A 14,558-nucleotide genomic window follows, 5' to 3' on the forward strand; every position below is an offset into this window, starting at 1 on the left:
CAACATAAGCATTAATAAAGTGTTTTTTTTTGAAACATACTACCATTAACTGTTATTTATTTCCTGTATTGAAAACTAAAATTTGGGATGAAAATTTTCATGCTCTTGGACTACTATTTCTACATTTACCAAGTGCTTTAAGGGTACGACCCCTGGACCAAATTGATTAAAGACCGCTACATCTGCTGCATCCGTGCCATAACCTAAAGCTACATAACCTCCTTTTTTATCCGCTTGTGTAGCATCAAATGTATACCAACAACCACCTACGTACACTTCAAACCATGCATGCATGTCCATAGGTTTCAAATTATACAAATATCCCACAACAATACGGGCAGGGATACTAATACTTCTACATAAGGCAATGCCTAGATGGGCTAAATCTCGACAAACTCCAGATTGCCGATAATTGACATCTACCGCAGAAATAGGAAAATTACTGCTTCCTGGAATGTAACTAATGGTGTTGCGCAACCAAGACTCAATGGCAGCAACTTGGTTATATCCTGGTAATTCATTTGCTGTAATAGACACCGCCAAATCATTAAAACGATCTGATTCACAATACCTACTCGGTAATAAATAACGCAAAATGGAATCTGGTAAATTTTGAATTTCGACAAATGGAGCCCCAAAATGAACAGCAACTACATCTGGAACTTGTACCTCTGCCTTGGTACTAATGGCGAAATTTCCAGAAGGAGCAATCAATCGCTGACAAAGGTTACCCGCAATATCTGTATGTTCAACCACCGGTATCATAGGCGAAATTTTGTATTCTTCGCGTTCTACCCATTGTGCAGCATTACTTCGTGGACGCAGCATTAATATAAACGGCGTAGGTACTTCTAACTCAAACAATAAATAAAAGCTAACTCGTAATACCATAAGGGAAGTGTTTTATAAAACACGTGAAAATAAGTTTGTTTTTATCTACAGGATATTTTCCAATGCCGAACCAATTTAAGTATTATTTAGGTAGTAAAAGAGTTCTATTTTAGTTGATTACGTATTATTTATGAATCTTAACTTTTAGTCCTATTAATTTCCTAATTAGATAAAAAACCAGAGGATATTATTACGATTTAAGGTGATAAATTATAAGCATCTTACAAAAATAGCAACACGAAGATCACTATATAAGTGCCCATAGCCCTTTCTACTTGTACTGTAAAAATTAGTTCCAATAACACATAACTCAATTACTATCAACACTTTACATCGCATTAATTAAACAAAAAAAGATATAAAAACAACTATAGGTTCACTATCTACGTACATCCTTAAACCCCAAGATTATGAATCTTATGAAACATTTAAAACTTTACCTAGGAATCATATGCCTCAGTTTTGTATTAAGCGGCTGTACCAGTGATGCTGCCAATGCTGTAACACCTACCGAAGAAGAAACAGACGTTCCTGATGAAAACACTACAAATGTTGCGCACACCTTAATTGCCAATGATCTTGAAACGCACCCTATGCAAGATATTGCCAGACCCGAATATTTAAAAACCATTGTAGACCCTTCTTTTGGAACTACCATTCGTAGAATATCAAATGCAGGAGACGGCGGGGTTATTAAACCTATGTACAGTACCATCCAAGCTTGGAATGCTGATGAAACTAGAATGATTCTGTACGACCAAACAAATGGTGTACATCAATTGCTAGATGGCATGACTTATGAATTTATTCGGAATTTAGATGACCTGCGCCCGGATGATTTAGAGCAAATATTCTGGGATTTCAATGATGCAGATGTCCTGTATTATTTAGATGCGAGTACGGATGATTTTATTAAATACAGTATTTCATCTTCAACGAAAGAGATTTTAGTCAATTTAAAAGACGTCACAGGTTGTGATGGCAGTATTAGTATGGGCAATGATGTACAAATGATGTCTTGGGATTCTGATGTGATAGGCTTTCGATGTGATAATTGCACCACCTATTCGTATCGTTTCTCTACTCGGGAATTAACCCCCTTTAATCTTGATGATGTAAACTATGCGGCTGTAATGCCTGCACCTAGTGGCACCTTATTTTATCATAACGTGTCTTCTTACGATGCCAATGGTAATTTTGTGGCTAGACTTAATAAAAGCAAACCAGAACATTCTTGTTTAGGGCAAATAACCGATGGAACGGATACTGATTATTCTGTAAGTTTTGACGGCGGACCTAATGGTGGTTGTCAAGGGAATATTATTGCATTTGATTTAAATACAGGAAACTGTACTCCTGTTATTTCAGAGTCTTTAGGGTATGCCTATCCAAAGACCGGAACTCATATTTCTGCCGTAGCACATAAAAATCCGGGATGGATTGCCGCTTCTATGATTGGTTTTCAAGGAGACGGTCAGGCTTTGTTAGATCAAGAATTAGTGATTGCACGTGTTGCACCTGGCAGTGTTGATGTATATAGAATAGGGCACCATAGAGCTGATGAAGACCAATTTGATTATTGGGGAGAACCACATGCTGTAATCAGTCCTACAGGAACTAGAGTACTTTTTGGTTCGGATTGGAGCGGTAGTGAAGATGGTAAGTCTGTTGAATCTTACGTCGTAGAACTTCCTTCTTTTACGCCGTAAATAAAATAAGGTTTAGCATGCTCTTGTAGCGGCTAAACCTTTTAACTTTATACGCTTATACTATTTTAATTGATAAGGTACTACCTTGTAGTATTCAGTTATCGCATGCAGGTTGGTCTGTTTTTAGAAATATGTTGAAACTGTCCAATAGCCATTCTTCTAGAACCTTCTTTAGCACGTTCCGCTACAGCACCCACATATAAGGTATCTATGGTTGCCGCCCACAAGCTTAACCAGGCATCAAAATGCTCTTGGGTAATACTATGTTTCATATGCGCATCTACTTTTAAATGCGCTTCGCTTGGGTTGCCTTTAAAACATACATTTCCTAATAATGCGGTTTCCCAAAAATCGGTTAGTTTTTCTAAATGCGCAGGCCATTGATCTGTTGCAATATGTTCATTGAAGATAGGCCCCAACAAATCGTTTTTTCTAACTTCAGCATAAAAAGTATGTACCAATACGGTAATCGCTGCTCTGTTTTCTATGTCTTTCATCTTATGCGTTATAAAATGCCGTACAGGCCAAAAATTGACCTGTGAGGCATTGGTCTTTAGTTTTTCTTTTTAATACAATACACTGTTTCTTGAATAGTAAACCAGCAGAAATAAAATATCCCTACAGAGAATATAATATCGCCAATCATACGCATCCATTTTAAGGTTTGTACGGTTGGTGAATATAGTAATTCTGCATCTCTGGCAAAAGAATATCCTTTAGTAATAGAAGTATAGGCTTGAATGATTCCAATAGGTAATAAACTTAAGACTACCATAGCCACTAAACCTACATTTAAGAACCAAAAAGCTCTCTTTAATTTTACAGAATTCCATACCCGGTCTGAATAAAAACGCAAACATATGATGATAAAACCCATTCCCAGCAAACCATACACTCCAAATAAAGCAGTGTGTGCGTGTACTGCTGTAGTATTTAAGCCCTGAATGTAGTAGAGCGCTATAGGCGGATTAATTAAAAATCCGAATACTCCTGCTCCTACCATATTCCAGAAAGCTACCGCAATAAAAAAGAATACAGGCCATTTGTATTTTTGCATCCATTCATTAGATTTTAAAAGGTTCCAGTTTTCACGAATTTCAAAGCCCATTAGCGTTAACGGCACTACTTCTAGTGCACTAAATGTAGCTCCTAGTGCAATGGCTTGCACGGGTGTGCCGGAATAATACAAATGATGTAAGGTTCCAATAATTCCGCCTGCTAAAAAAATAGTGGCCGAAGCAATAGATGCTTTTCCTGCTGTTTTTGCGGATAGTATTTTCATCCTCAAAAAGATAAAGGCAATAATCACCGTCGCAAATACTTCAAAGAAGCCTTCTACCCAAAGGTGTACCAGCCACCAACGCCAATAATTAATTACGGGCAGACTACTATTTTCACCATACATCAATCCAGAGAAAAAGAACATCCCTATAGCAATTACAGAAATCAGTAGTATAATTAACAGGTGTTTAGAATCATCATTCTTTTTAATTGCAAAGATTACATGTCTGCCTACCATTACGACCCATAAAACCAAACCAATCCCTAAAAATATTTGCCAAAACCTTCCAAGATCCATGTATTCATAGCCTTGATGGCCGAAAAAGAAATTGGTGGTTAAATCTAAAAACTGATGTACGCCTAACCACTCCCCTAACATAGATCCTAAAACAATAAGAAGTAAGGCCATAAATAGAAAATTAATTCCAAAAACCTGAAACTTCATCTCTTTACCACTAATCATCGGTGCTAAAAACAATCCAGTAGCCAGCCATGTAGCGGCAATCCAAAATACTGCCAATTGGGTGTGCCATGTTCTGGTAATGGAATAAGGTAAGAAACTGGACAAATCAAATCCAAAAAACGCTTGCCCTTCTACGGTATAATGCACCGTTAGCGCTCCAAGAACCACTTGTAAGGCAATCAATAACGAGATCACAATAAAGTATTTTAATACCGCCCTCTGTGATCTGGTTAATATTAAGGTATCTAAAGGATCTTGTTTAGGGTGAATTACCGCCTCTCCTTTCTCATGGTTGCGAATGTAATAATAACTCAATGCGCCAATAAACAGGAGTAATAGCACAATTGAAAAACCAGACCAAATTTGAGAATCTGGAGTAATGGTATTTCCTATTTGTGGTTCATGCGGCCAATTAGAGGTATAGGTATAGTCCTCATTAGGCCTATTGGTACTCGCCGCCCAAGAGGTCCAGAACAAAAAAGCATTTAGCTGCGCTAGTTTTACTTGATCTGTTAAGGCCCCTTCTGGAATGGCATATGGCTCATAACCTTCAGAAAAAATACGGGTATAGTGAGCAGTATTGCTCCTAATTGCAGCATAACGTGCGGCAGAAATAGTTATAGCTCCGGTCTTTGGGTTGTAGCTATTGGTTTTAATATCTTTAATTAACCGCGCTTTTAAGGCTGCTTTATTTTCAACATCTAAGGCACCATAAGATGTATTAAAATCTTTTTGAGCCCAAGCGTCCAACATAAACACAGCTTCTTTATGAATCCAATCGGCAGACCAATCAGGAGCCACATAACTTCCGTGACCCCAGATAGAACCTACTTCCATCCCGCCTATAGATTCCCAGACATTCTGTCCTATTTGTATATCGGCCTTTGTAAAAACCGTTTCTCCCGTTTCTTTAATCGTAACGGTTTCAGGAATAGGTGGTTGTGTTTGATATACTTCTGTTCCTACCCATATAAGCGCAATAAATGAGAGTATGACTACGCTAGAAAATGCAATCCAAACTTTTTTCATGGTTGTTTCTTTTCAAGAATTAATTGGCTACATTTTTTACACGATCTACACTATCTGCCGTAGCAATTGTTAAGCGAATGATAGCATCTTCTGTACAGAACAAGTCATGCGGAACACTAGCGTCTAAAGCAATTAAATCGCCTTTTTTTAATTGCATTTTTTCTCCTGCTACACCAAAATTTATAGCGCCTTCAAAAAGCGATACTACAATAGGAAATGGTGCTTTATGTTCTTTCATCTGTTGACCTTTTTTCATAAGAATTCGAACCTCTTTTGTGCTGTCTGTTTTTAATAAAACACTCACTGCTGGTCGGTCTTCCAAATAGTTAAGATTCGCTGTTATTGATGCTGTTTTCATAGTATATATATTTGTTGTTGTTATAATTTTAATATTCTTAATTATAGGTATTTACGTATTCCTATTTATTGTTTGTATTTAAATGTTTAAAGCTCCTAAATCCAAATAAAATAAGACAGGTTATTTTTACGATCTCTACGAGCACGTACCATAAGTGTAAATTGCTTTTCCCTAGCACTACGCCTTCCCGTATTAAATTGGCTCTGGTATCTAAAGCGGGCAATAACCACACACTTTGCAAGACCAAAATGGCTACTGCTACATAGAATAATCCTTGTACTTGTATAGGTTTTTTTTCTTTGGATGCAATACTTAGGAGCACTATTAAAACAGCACTGGTAATCTCTACTTTATTGAGTGCATTAAATACCAATTGTCCAATGCCTAAACCCAATGCGGTATCTATACCTGGTGCTCTAAATTTTAGCCAGGCTTCCATAAAACTGATGGCTCCTATGAACCCTACCCATATAAAGGTGATGGCGATACTAGTAGATTGTTTTTTCATAAGCGATTTAAAGACCTTTTTATCCTTTATTAATTTAAATTTTTAGCGTTTAAGAATGATGCTTTCCAGACTTAAATCATTCACGACCGACTTAATTGAAGTAGTTTCTAACATTTCTTGCAAGTTATCACGGATCTCAATGAACTTAAAATGAAGTGGACAAGGTGAATTGGCGTCACACTGCTTTAAACCCAAAGCGCAGCCTTTATAAATGCTATCTCCATCAAGGATAGTAACAATTTCACTAAGCTTGGTATCCATCATTTCTGGTTCTATGGTAAAACCACCATGTGGTCCTTTTACCGCCTTTACAATGTCTGTACGCGTAAGCTTCTGCAATATTTTTGCAGTAAATGCTTGAGGAGAGTTTATTTCTTCCGAAATAGTAGTCATACTCACTTTGGCACCCTTATCGCTCTGTTGTGCGATAAAAAGTACTGCCCTAAGTCCATACTCACAAGATTTTGAAAACATAAGTCCCCTATTTAGATGCCAAAGATATATAATTTTAATAGAGGATAAAAATATCCTTTATGGAAATTTATGATTTTTACATATCCATCATAAATGTCACTTACAAAACTAATCATTCGGCTTATGTACATGTGGTTTCAAATTTGGATGATTTGGTTTATTATCGGGAGTAACTCGACTTCTTCTATCTGGAGTTCCATCTGGTTTATTTGGTTTTGGTCCTGGCTTAATGGCTTCTACTATTATCATAATACTTAATTTAATTGCTTGAGAATAAAACTACCAAAAACAAAAATTACAACACTGCGGTTTCCCGCAGTGTCAAGAAAAAAGATTGTCGTATAGCGCTTTGCTTTCCTCCTTCGTAATGCAAGTAACATTCAAACAAAGGAAATTATCACTACGCTTCAACACACTAGTGCGGTACTGCTATACTAATTCATAAAAAAATCTGTTTACTATCTAATGGGTGAGCTATGTCCAAAAAGTTGGGGTAGCTGTCCGTTTACATCTTAAATTATTTCTAAAAAAATAATATGAAAAAGACCCATTATACCTTATTTCTTGTCGCGCTATTAGCTTTAAACTCTTGTAAGCAAGAGGAGCTCAACGTACTGGAAACAGTAACTACAGAAAATTTAGATGAAGGTGGCTTACCAGAACTCAATTTTAGTTCTGTACTCCCTGCAATGAGCAGTACTGAAGCCTATACCATAAATGCCGAGGAATGGAACATTCCTACCAATGGCACAGATGCTGCCACCACCACCACCAATTTACAGGCAGCCATAGACTATGCACATGAAAAAGCATACACGATCGTTATTTTGCCTGCCGGAACATTTTTAGTAGGCGAAGACGTAAATGAAATTTACCAAGGCGGAATAGAAATACACGAGAATACAGAGTTTGTATTTAGTGAAGGTGCAATCTTAGAAATAGATACCAATGACAAATGGAACTATTGCGTACTTAGCTTAGATGGCGATAACATCATCATTAGAGATGGTATTATTCAGGGAGATAGAGACACGCACATATTTACACCACGAGAAAGTGATAATAAGGTAGCGCATGATGAAGGTCACGGAATTTGCGTTTGGAACGATAGTAATGTGGTCCTTATTGACCATATGATTATAAGAAATACCACTGGTGATGGTTCGCTTGTTTTAGAAGCTACAGATGTTACTTTTACCAATAACACCATTTACAATAATAGAAGACAAGGAATTTCTGTGGTGGGTGGTACCCGCATAACCATTACTGATAATGAAATACACCATATGAATGGTACGAGTCCGCAGTTTGGAATAGATATAGAAGGTGCTGGTCGTGTAGATGAGGATATTCTGATCCAAAATAATTATTTTCACCATAATGCTGGTGGCGATATTGTAAATACCAGTGGTAAAAATGTATACATTCTAGATAATGTTTTAGAGCAAGGAGAAGGCAGTACCTATATAGACGGGCCGCTTGTGTCTTGGCATAAAACCCACAACATCATTGCAAGAAATACCATTACCATGCTTAGTGGTTCTGTAAATGGCAGATTAGGTTATATACAATACTCTGGTGGTGGCGATAAAGGCCATAACCGCGCCACTTATGTACATGATAATATTATGAACAATTGCGGTATGTATATGTATAAAAGTGCTGATGCTGATGTTCGCAGAAATAAATTCTACGGGTATTTTGCAGCGTTTTCTGATTTTGACAACTTAATCTTAGAAGATAATCTAGTTACCTATTCTCAAGAACATACCAACCTAAGATATTGCTGGTCTTACCGATTTAAAAATGCAACCGGTATGGCTAGTGGTAATTACTTAGAAAATGAATTACAAGATTTACCTTTAAAAGAAAATGAACCCTATACCATGCAATGTGTGCTAGACGGTTGGTAAACGTTAATGTCCCACCCTAAAAAATGCCTTTTTGAAGTCCGCTTTAGAAAGGCATTTTTTTATAGGTCTAGTTCTATACCTATTTCGCTGCTGTTTTCTGCTTATCCTAGAGTGCGCTACCACTACTATTTTGCCTGTTTTTTAAGTATAAATGCCTACTTAAGAACGTTTATTTAAGCTTTTCAAATCTATAATTTCTTCTAAAATGACGAAAAAACACCGTTTTTAGACGAAACAGGCTCTTTTTTAGGCTTTTTTTGATAATATATGTCATTTTATTAGGAATAACGTAGAAAAAAGTGTATAATAAGGAAAAGAAATAGTAACTAAAACATATATATGAGGCAACTAAAGATCACTAAACAAATTACAAACAGAGATACGAAATCATTAGAAAAGTATTTTCAAGAAATATCAAAATTAGATATGATTACTGTTGATGAGGAAGTAGAAATGGCAAAAAGAATTCGTGAAGGAGATCAAGTTGCATTAAACACTTTAGTAAACGCCAACTTGCGTTTTGTAGTTTCGGTAGCGAAACAATATCAAGGAAGCGGATTGCGTCTTTCAGATTTAATTAATGAAGGAAATGTTGGTCTGGTTAAAGCAGCCAAGCGTTTTGATGAAACTAGAGGATTTAAATTTATCTCGTATGCTGTTTGGTGGATCAGACAAGCAATTTTACAAGCAATATCAGAACAATCTAGAATGGTACGTTTACCCTTGAATAAGATTGGGGAGATTAGTAAAATAAATAAAGTCTTTTCTTATTTAGAGCAAAGCTACCAAAGACCACCAAGTGCTATTGAAATTGCAAGAGAATTAGACATGAGTACGGCACAAGTAAAAGTGGCGATGAAAAACTCTGGAAAGCACCTTTCTATGGATGCTCCTTTCAAAGAAGGTGAAGATTCTAACTTATATAATGTAGTACAGTCTAAAGAAGCCAATAGTCCTGATTCACAATTGATGGAAGAATCACTTACTTCTGATATCGGAGATTTATTAAACACACTGCCGAGTAGAGAAAGTGAAATTATACGTTTGTATTATGGTATTGGTGTAAAAGCACCAATGAGTTTAACCGAGATTGGTGAAGTATTTGAAATTACAAGAGAACGTGTAAGACAGATTAGAGAAAAAGCAATTAGACTATTGCGCAGAAAATCGCAAAAGGAAGTGCTAAAGGCGTACTTATAGAAAACACATATGCGCATAACAAAAAACCGACCTTTACAGGTCGGTTTTTTGTTTTATAAATTTCGAGTAAACTACTAAGCCTATATCTTTTTAAATATCATTAACTTTAGCTAAAAATGTTGTGAATCTATTGCCTCTCTTAATCTGGTTTTCTAGTCTGGCTTTTCTGTATTTCGGATTCAGTTGCTTCTACTCCGATTTTATAATCAAGGAGTTTGTACGGTATAATTTAACCCGCTTTAGACACACCACGGGATACCTACAATTGCTTGGTGCTATAGGTCTAGTTTTAGGATTATACCTTCAACCCTTAGTGCTTTTTATAGCGGCTATAGGGTTAAGCCTTTTAATGTTAGCAGGATTTATCGTTCGTTTAAAAATCAAAGATAATTTTTTACAATCTTCTCCGTCTTTCTTCTTTGCTGTGCTTAATAGTATTATCGCATTTAAAACGTATACACTGTATTTTTAAAGAAAGAAATAGGCAATACCTAAATTCATCACCACAAATAAGAAGGCTGGAAATGATTTATATAGTGGATCTTTTATTTTAAAGTGCATCACGATAGACCCCAATAATAAAAGGGCTAATCCTAGACTCCCAATTAAACTTAAGCTTTCAAATTTTATAGAGGCTAAAAGAATCAGCGCCAAAGTTATTTTTAAAAAGCCAATCACGTAACAGAATGTTTCTGATAAGCCATACGCTTTAAACTCTTCTTTGATTGTCGTAGCAGCGCCGCCACGCCATTTCGTAGCTTTTTGAGGTTGCAGCAACCACACATTTAAGATGCTTAAAGAAACAATAAGTTTTAAGGCAATAATTACATAATCTAATACGGTCATAACAATTTGGTTTTTAATACCTAAGATATCCAAAATTATTGATAAATGCGGACCAATGTCATCGCAATCCGTAATTAAAATACTACAAATACTCTTGAACCTTTTTTATACCCGCTACCTATTACCCTATTTGTACCCTTAGAAACCATTAGCAACCTATACCAAATAACAAATCCCCATAATGCCGTAATGGGGATTTGTACTTATAAAAACTGCTTATTCAATTTACAAAACGCTTAAGCCATTGCTAACGCCTGTAACTCTTGAGCTGCTTTTGCTGGATCTTCCGCACCGTAAATTGCGGCACCCGCTACAGCCACTATAACTCCAGAATTTTTAACTGCAGTAATACTTTTTAAATTAACACCACCCGCTATAGAAACAGCTACTCCTGCTCTTGCTGCTTCGTCTATCAGTACTTGTATAGAGTATCCATCTTCTGCCTGCTCATCTAAACCTGCATGTAATTCTACAAACTCTGCTCCTAAAGCGATAGCTTCTTTTGCACGTTTTACTCTGTCTTTTACTCCGATAGTATCTACAACAACTCCTTTGCCATGTTCCTTAGCTGCTTTAACCGCTCCAGCAATGGTAGAGTCTCCTGTTGCTCCTAAAACGGTAATGTAGTCTGCGCCCGCACCAAAAGCCATATTTGCTTCTAATTCTCCAGCATCGGCCGTTTTGAAATCTGCTAAAACCAATTTATCAGGAAAAGCATCTTTCATCTTTCTAATTCCCGCTAATCCTTCACTCTTAATAAGCGGAGTTCCTAATTCTATGATATCTATGTACGGAGCTACTTTAGTTGCTAAAGCTATTGCTTCGTCTATATCTAATAAATCTATTGCTACTTGTAATTTTGCCATTTTCTTCTTTTTTTAACTATTCTTAAATTCTATGTGTATGCTTCGTATTATTCCATATTAGCATGACGCTTCCATAATTCGGAAGCAGTACTGCCGTCTAATTCCCAGAGCGTTTGTATCAGCGCATCAAAAACTAATAATAAAGATTGCTCAAAGAGGCTACCCGCATATTGTTTGGATACTGCCGTATCTCTCTCTTGCTTCTGTGCTGCGGGAATGGTTACCGTATGCTTTGCTAGCTGTGCCAATGCAGATGCGGGATTGGTTGTAAAACAAAGTACTTCTGCCCCTACTTTCTTTGCCGTTTCTGCAGCACTTACAATCCCACTCGTAGTTCCAGAACCAGAGCCTGCGATGAAGACATCACCTTCCATAATTGCTGGTGCGGTAGTCTCCCCGACCACATGAACCTCATACCCTAAATGCATTAATCGCATCGCAGCAGCTTTCATCATTAGTCCCGTTCTACCAGCGCCCATAATAAAAATATGTTTGGCATCGGTAATTGTAGGAATTAGCCCTGCTATTTCTTCATACTTTATCAGATGTATCAGTTTTATATGCTCATCAATAATGGTGTTCATAGCACTTTCTACTAATTGGGTCTCTTTATTATGGAGTATGCTTTTCATTGCGCTTAATACTTTAATTGATTGCTCTGTACTTTCGAGTACAAAGTTATTGCCGCTTTTAAGCTAAATAGTTATACTATTTGATAGTTGTCTGGTACTATTTGCCCTAATAGTAAAAAACGATGGTGTTATTCGCTATTTTTGTGGTACATTTTGGAAACCCTGCTTTTTTAGGGCGATAATAGGCAGATAGTGAAATACTATAAAATGCCGCAAACACACTTACTATGCTTAGTGATAAAGTATTATATATTCGAGATTTAGGAAATTGTCCTCCTGCCTATTTAAATGATCCTGCCCGCAGAGATTTCTTTGAGATTGTATGGTTACGGAACGAAGATGCGCTCCATGTGCCACAACATGATTTTCAAACCTTAAAGGGCGATTGGATTTATTTGATTCCACCTTACCGTGTGCATCAATTAAACAAGGCTGGAAAAAATGGCGTTTTGATTTCTTTTAAACAAGAATTATTGGAGGGCGATTTAAAGGAATTTCTGATGGATGTTTTTAGAATGTTTAACATACAAGGCGAGTTTTCATGTTTACAAGTCAATGAAGAAACTTCTAAAGGTTTGGTTGCTGTATTACAGCTTTTAGAAGAAGATTATAACAAACCAACGGTGAACTTGGTCATGATCAAAGCCTTATTAAAAGTATTCTTATTAAAGCTGATACATTTAAAAGAGCAGCATTTTACCTTACAAGACATTAATGAAAAGCGTGTTTATGAATTTATGTTGTTGTTAGAGAATAATTATAAAGAGGAACGCACTGCTAAATTTTATGCAGCACAATTAGGCATTAGTGCTAAACGCCTCAATCAGATTTTAAAAGAAAAATTAGACAAAACAGGCGTGCAATTAATTCATGATCGGTTAATCTTGGAAGCAAAACGTCAAATCATACACAGTGAAAATACAATTAAAGAAATAGCCTATAATTTAGACTTCAAAGATCATTCGTACTTCAGTCGCTTTTTTAAACAACATGCAGGACAAACACCACAAGAATTTCAACTTAAGGTAAAAGAGCATGTGATAGCGCATGACAATACCTTGTATAGCTAAGTTTACATTTTATACATGGTTAGCCGGGTGATGCTGGGATAAAAGCAAAAATCTCCTCTTTAAGCGCAGGCTTAAAGAGGAGATTTTTTAAAGGTGCCCGGAAAGGAGTTTAGTTGAGAATTTCCAATAAGATAAACTGATTTAGTTGAGGAATAAAGGCACTAAAATTATTATCAGCCACCAGAACTAAAGAACGATTCCCATTTTCTAAAATGGGGCCAAAAGTTATGCCCTCTATATTATCTACCATATTTTCGGTTAGTTGGTCACGCACGGTTTCAAAATCAAACAAAAGCGTTTTCGTTGCTTTGGTATAGGTAGCTCCTTTTAACGTTTCTAGCGTACTCACATCGGTTGCATTTGTAGCATCAACTTTATAAATTTTAACAGTATTCCCACCATCTGCATAGCCTGTAGAAAAAGAACGTTCTACTACTAAAAACTTATTTTCGTCATAGGATAAGATTTCCACCACTCCATTGAGTTCAAAAGTAGTGCCTAGCAAAGCAGGGCGCGCAACAGCATCTAACTCATAGGCAATCTCTTTTCCAAAAGTATTGGTAGCCTTGTCAATATAAGCTATACGCACTGGCGCCTCCGTATCTTTCAAGGTAGGTTCTTCCCCATCTTGTTTCAAAGGAAGTTCCATAGAAACCCAATACCCGTTGCCATCATAACTAAGGCTCAGACCTTCAAAAACACCATTATGGCGTGGTCCAAATGCTGATGATTCCGTTGCTTTGTAGCGTTCTGGTAAGGTAATTTCATGACGTATTGTACCATCTAAGGCTGCAATACGCACCGAAGGATCAATGAGGTTGTTCATATTCCCTTCACTCGTCCATAGTACGTTTCCATCTGCAAAGCGGATGGCTTCAGGATCTGTAATTCCCGTTTCTAAAGGGGTACCTGTCGCATCTTTAAAATTGTTTACAGACGTAATGGTTACCGCAGAGATCCCATCTTGGTTTAAAGCAATAGCGGCCGTATAAAAATGTGGCGCATTAGGAGCATCACTAATCAGATACCACGTATTGTTAGCATAATCTATTCCTGATAGTCCGCCCACTGTAGTATTCTCAAAAACGGTTGCTGCCGGAAGTATAAATTCATTTACAAACTGTACTTCAGAAATAGCTATATTTTCTTTTTCTTCCGGTCCCGGTGTTTCTGTTTTCTCATCAGAATCACAAGAACCTATCGTAAAGAGTACTGCGAGTGCTACTAGTTTAATCATTGGTGTTTTCATTTCATAGGTATTTTAGCACAGCAAATATCTTACGTTTATCTAGCAATAAGTTTACCTAATTATTAAGTA

16 protein-coding genes are annotated in these 14,558 nt (G+C 36.7%); 5 read left to right on the forward strand and 11 right to left on the reverse strand.

All coding sequences use genetic code 11. From position 1 onward, the window contains the following. Positions 1-75 precede the first annotated feature (75 nt). Positions 76-891: a transglutaminase domain-containing protein gene (locus M666_RS16115; protein ID WP_029446687.1), complete on the reverse strand. Its 816-nt coding sequence runs from the start codon at positions 889-891 to the stop codon at positions 76-78. Positions 892-1,301: 410 nt separating this feature from the next. On the opposite strand from M666_RS16115, the gene M666_RS16120 reads away from it, so the two are divergent. After that, complete coding sequence (locus M666_RS16120; protein WP_029446688.1) at positions 1,302-2,600, forward strand: hypothetical protein; 1,299 nt, start codon at positions 1,302-1,304, stop codon at positions 2,598-2,600. A gap of 98 nt (positions 2,601-2,698) precedes the next feature. Here the strand turns inward: M666_RS16120 and M666_RS16125 are convergent, their stop codons facing one another. The 6 genes from M666_RS16125 to M666_RS20570 all read right to left on the reverse strand — a co-directional run bounded on the left by M666_RS16125 (position 2,699) and on the right by M666_RS20570 (position 6,962). After that, entirely contained in the window at positions 2,699-3,097 is a 399-nt protein-coding gene (locus M666_RS16125) for a group III truncated hemoglobin (RefSeq protein WP_025615353.1), read from the reverse strand. A gap of 56 nt (positions 3,098-3,153) precedes the next feature. Continuing rightward, complete coding sequence (locus M666_RS16130; RefSeq protein ID WP_029446689.1) at positions 3,154-5,373, reverse strand: nitric-oxide reductase large subunit; 2,220 nt, start codon at positions 5,371-5,373, stop codon at positions 3,154-3,156. Between the two features lie 19 nt (positions 5,374-5,392). Continuing rightward, the gene (locus M666_RS16135) at positions 5,393-5,731 is read right to left on the reverse strand and encodes a cupin domain-containing protein (RefSeq protein WP_029446690.1); all 339 of its coding nucleotides are present in this window, start codon (positions 5,729-5,731) and stop codon (positions 5,393-5,395) included. Positions 5,732-5,792: 61 nt separating this feature from the next. Then, positions 5,793-6,239: a hypothetical protein gene (locus tag M666_RS16140; RefSeq protein ID WP_029446691.1), complete on the reverse strand. Its 447-nt coding sequence runs from the start codon at positions 6,237-6,239 to the stop codon at positions 5,793-5,795. Positions 6,240-6,281: 42 nt separating this feature from the next. After that, entirely contained in the window at positions 6,282-6,713 is a 432-nt protein-coding gene (locus M666_RS16145; protein WP_029446692.1) for an RrF2 family transcriptional regulator, read from the reverse strand. Positions 6,714-6,821: 108 nt separating this feature from the next. After that, entirely contained in the window at positions 6,822-6,962 is a 141-nt protein-coding gene (locus tag M666_RS20570; protein ID WP_193353727.1) for a hypothetical protein, read from the reverse strand. Between the two features lie 287 nt (positions 6,963-7,249). On the opposite strand from M666_RS20570, the gene M666_RS16150 reads away from it, so the two are divergent. The 3 genes from M666_RS16150 to M666_RS16160 all read left to right on the forward strand — a co-directional run bounded on the left by M666_RS16150 (position 7,250) and on the right by M666_RS16160 (position 10,298). Next, positions 7,250-8,626, forward strand: coding sequence for a right-handed parallel beta-helix repeat-containing protein (locus tag M666_RS16150; protein WP_029446693.1), 1,377 nt, complete (start codon positions 7,250-7,252; stop codon positions 8,624-8,626). Positions 8,627-8,965: 339 nt separating this feature from the next. After that, entirely contained in the window at positions 8,966-9,826 is an 861-nt protein-coding gene (locus M666_RS16155; protein WP_024481043.1) for a sigma-70 family RNA polymerase sigma factor, read from the forward strand. A 121-nt stretch (positions 9,827-9,947) separates the two neighbouring features. Further along, entirely contained in the window at positions 9,948-10,298 is a 351-nt protein-coding gene (locus tag M666_RS16160; RefSeq protein WP_029446694.1) for a DoxX family protein, read from the forward strand. Here the strand turns inward: M666_RS16160 and M666_RS16165 are convergent. The 3 genes from M666_RS16165 to hxlB all read right to left on the reverse strand — a co-directional run bounded on the left by M666_RS16165 (position 10,295) and on the right by hxlB (position 12,170). After that, positions 10,295-10,672 (reverse strand): DoxX family protein, encoded by a 378-nt coding sequence (locus tag M666_RS16165; protein ID WP_029446695.1) that lies wholly within the window; start codon positions 10,670-10,672, stop codon positions 10,295-10,297. The genes M666_RS16160 and M666_RS16165 overlap by 4 nt on opposite strands. A gap of 236 nt (positions 10,673-10,908) precedes the next feature. Continuing rightward, positions 10,909-11,538: a 3-hexulose-6-phosphate synthase gene (gene hxlA / locus M666_RS16170; RefSeq protein WP_024481046.1), complete on the reverse strand. Its 630-nt coding sequence runs from the start codon at positions 11,536-11,538 to the stop codon at positions 10,909-10,911. 47 nt (positions 11,539-11,585) lie between these two features. Then, positions 11,586-12,170, reverse strand: a complete 585-nt coding sequence (gene hxlB / locus M666_RS16175) for a 6-phospho-3-hexuloisomerase (RefSeq protein WP_029446696.1) — start codon at positions 12,168-12,170, stop codon at positions 11,586-11,588. A 227-nt stretch (positions 12,171-12,397) separates the two neighbouring features. On the opposite strand from hxlB, the gene M666_RS16180 reads away from it, so the two are divergent. After that, positions 12,398-13,240, forward strand: a complete 843-nt coding sequence (locus M666_RS16180) for a helix-turn-helix domain-containing protein (protein WP_024481048.1) — start codon at positions 12,398-12,400, stop codon at positions 13,238-13,240. A gap of 109 nt (positions 13,241-13,349) precedes the next feature. Here M666_RS16180 and M666_RS16185 read toward each other — a convergent pair whose 3' ends face one another. Continuing rightward, positions 13,350-14,489 (reverse strand): esterase-like activity of phytase family protein, encoded by a 1,140-nt coding sequence (locus M666_RS16185; RefSeq protein WP_029446697.1) that lies wholly within the window; start codon positions 14,487-14,489, stop codon positions 13,350-13,352. Between the last annotated feature and the right edge of the window lie 69 nt (positions 14,490-14,558).

It is taken from the genome of Cellulophaga baltica 18, assembly GCF_000468615.2.
GTDB lineage: Bacteria > Bacteroidota > Bacteroidia > Flavobacteriales > Flavobacteriaceae > Cellulophaga > Cellulophaga baltica.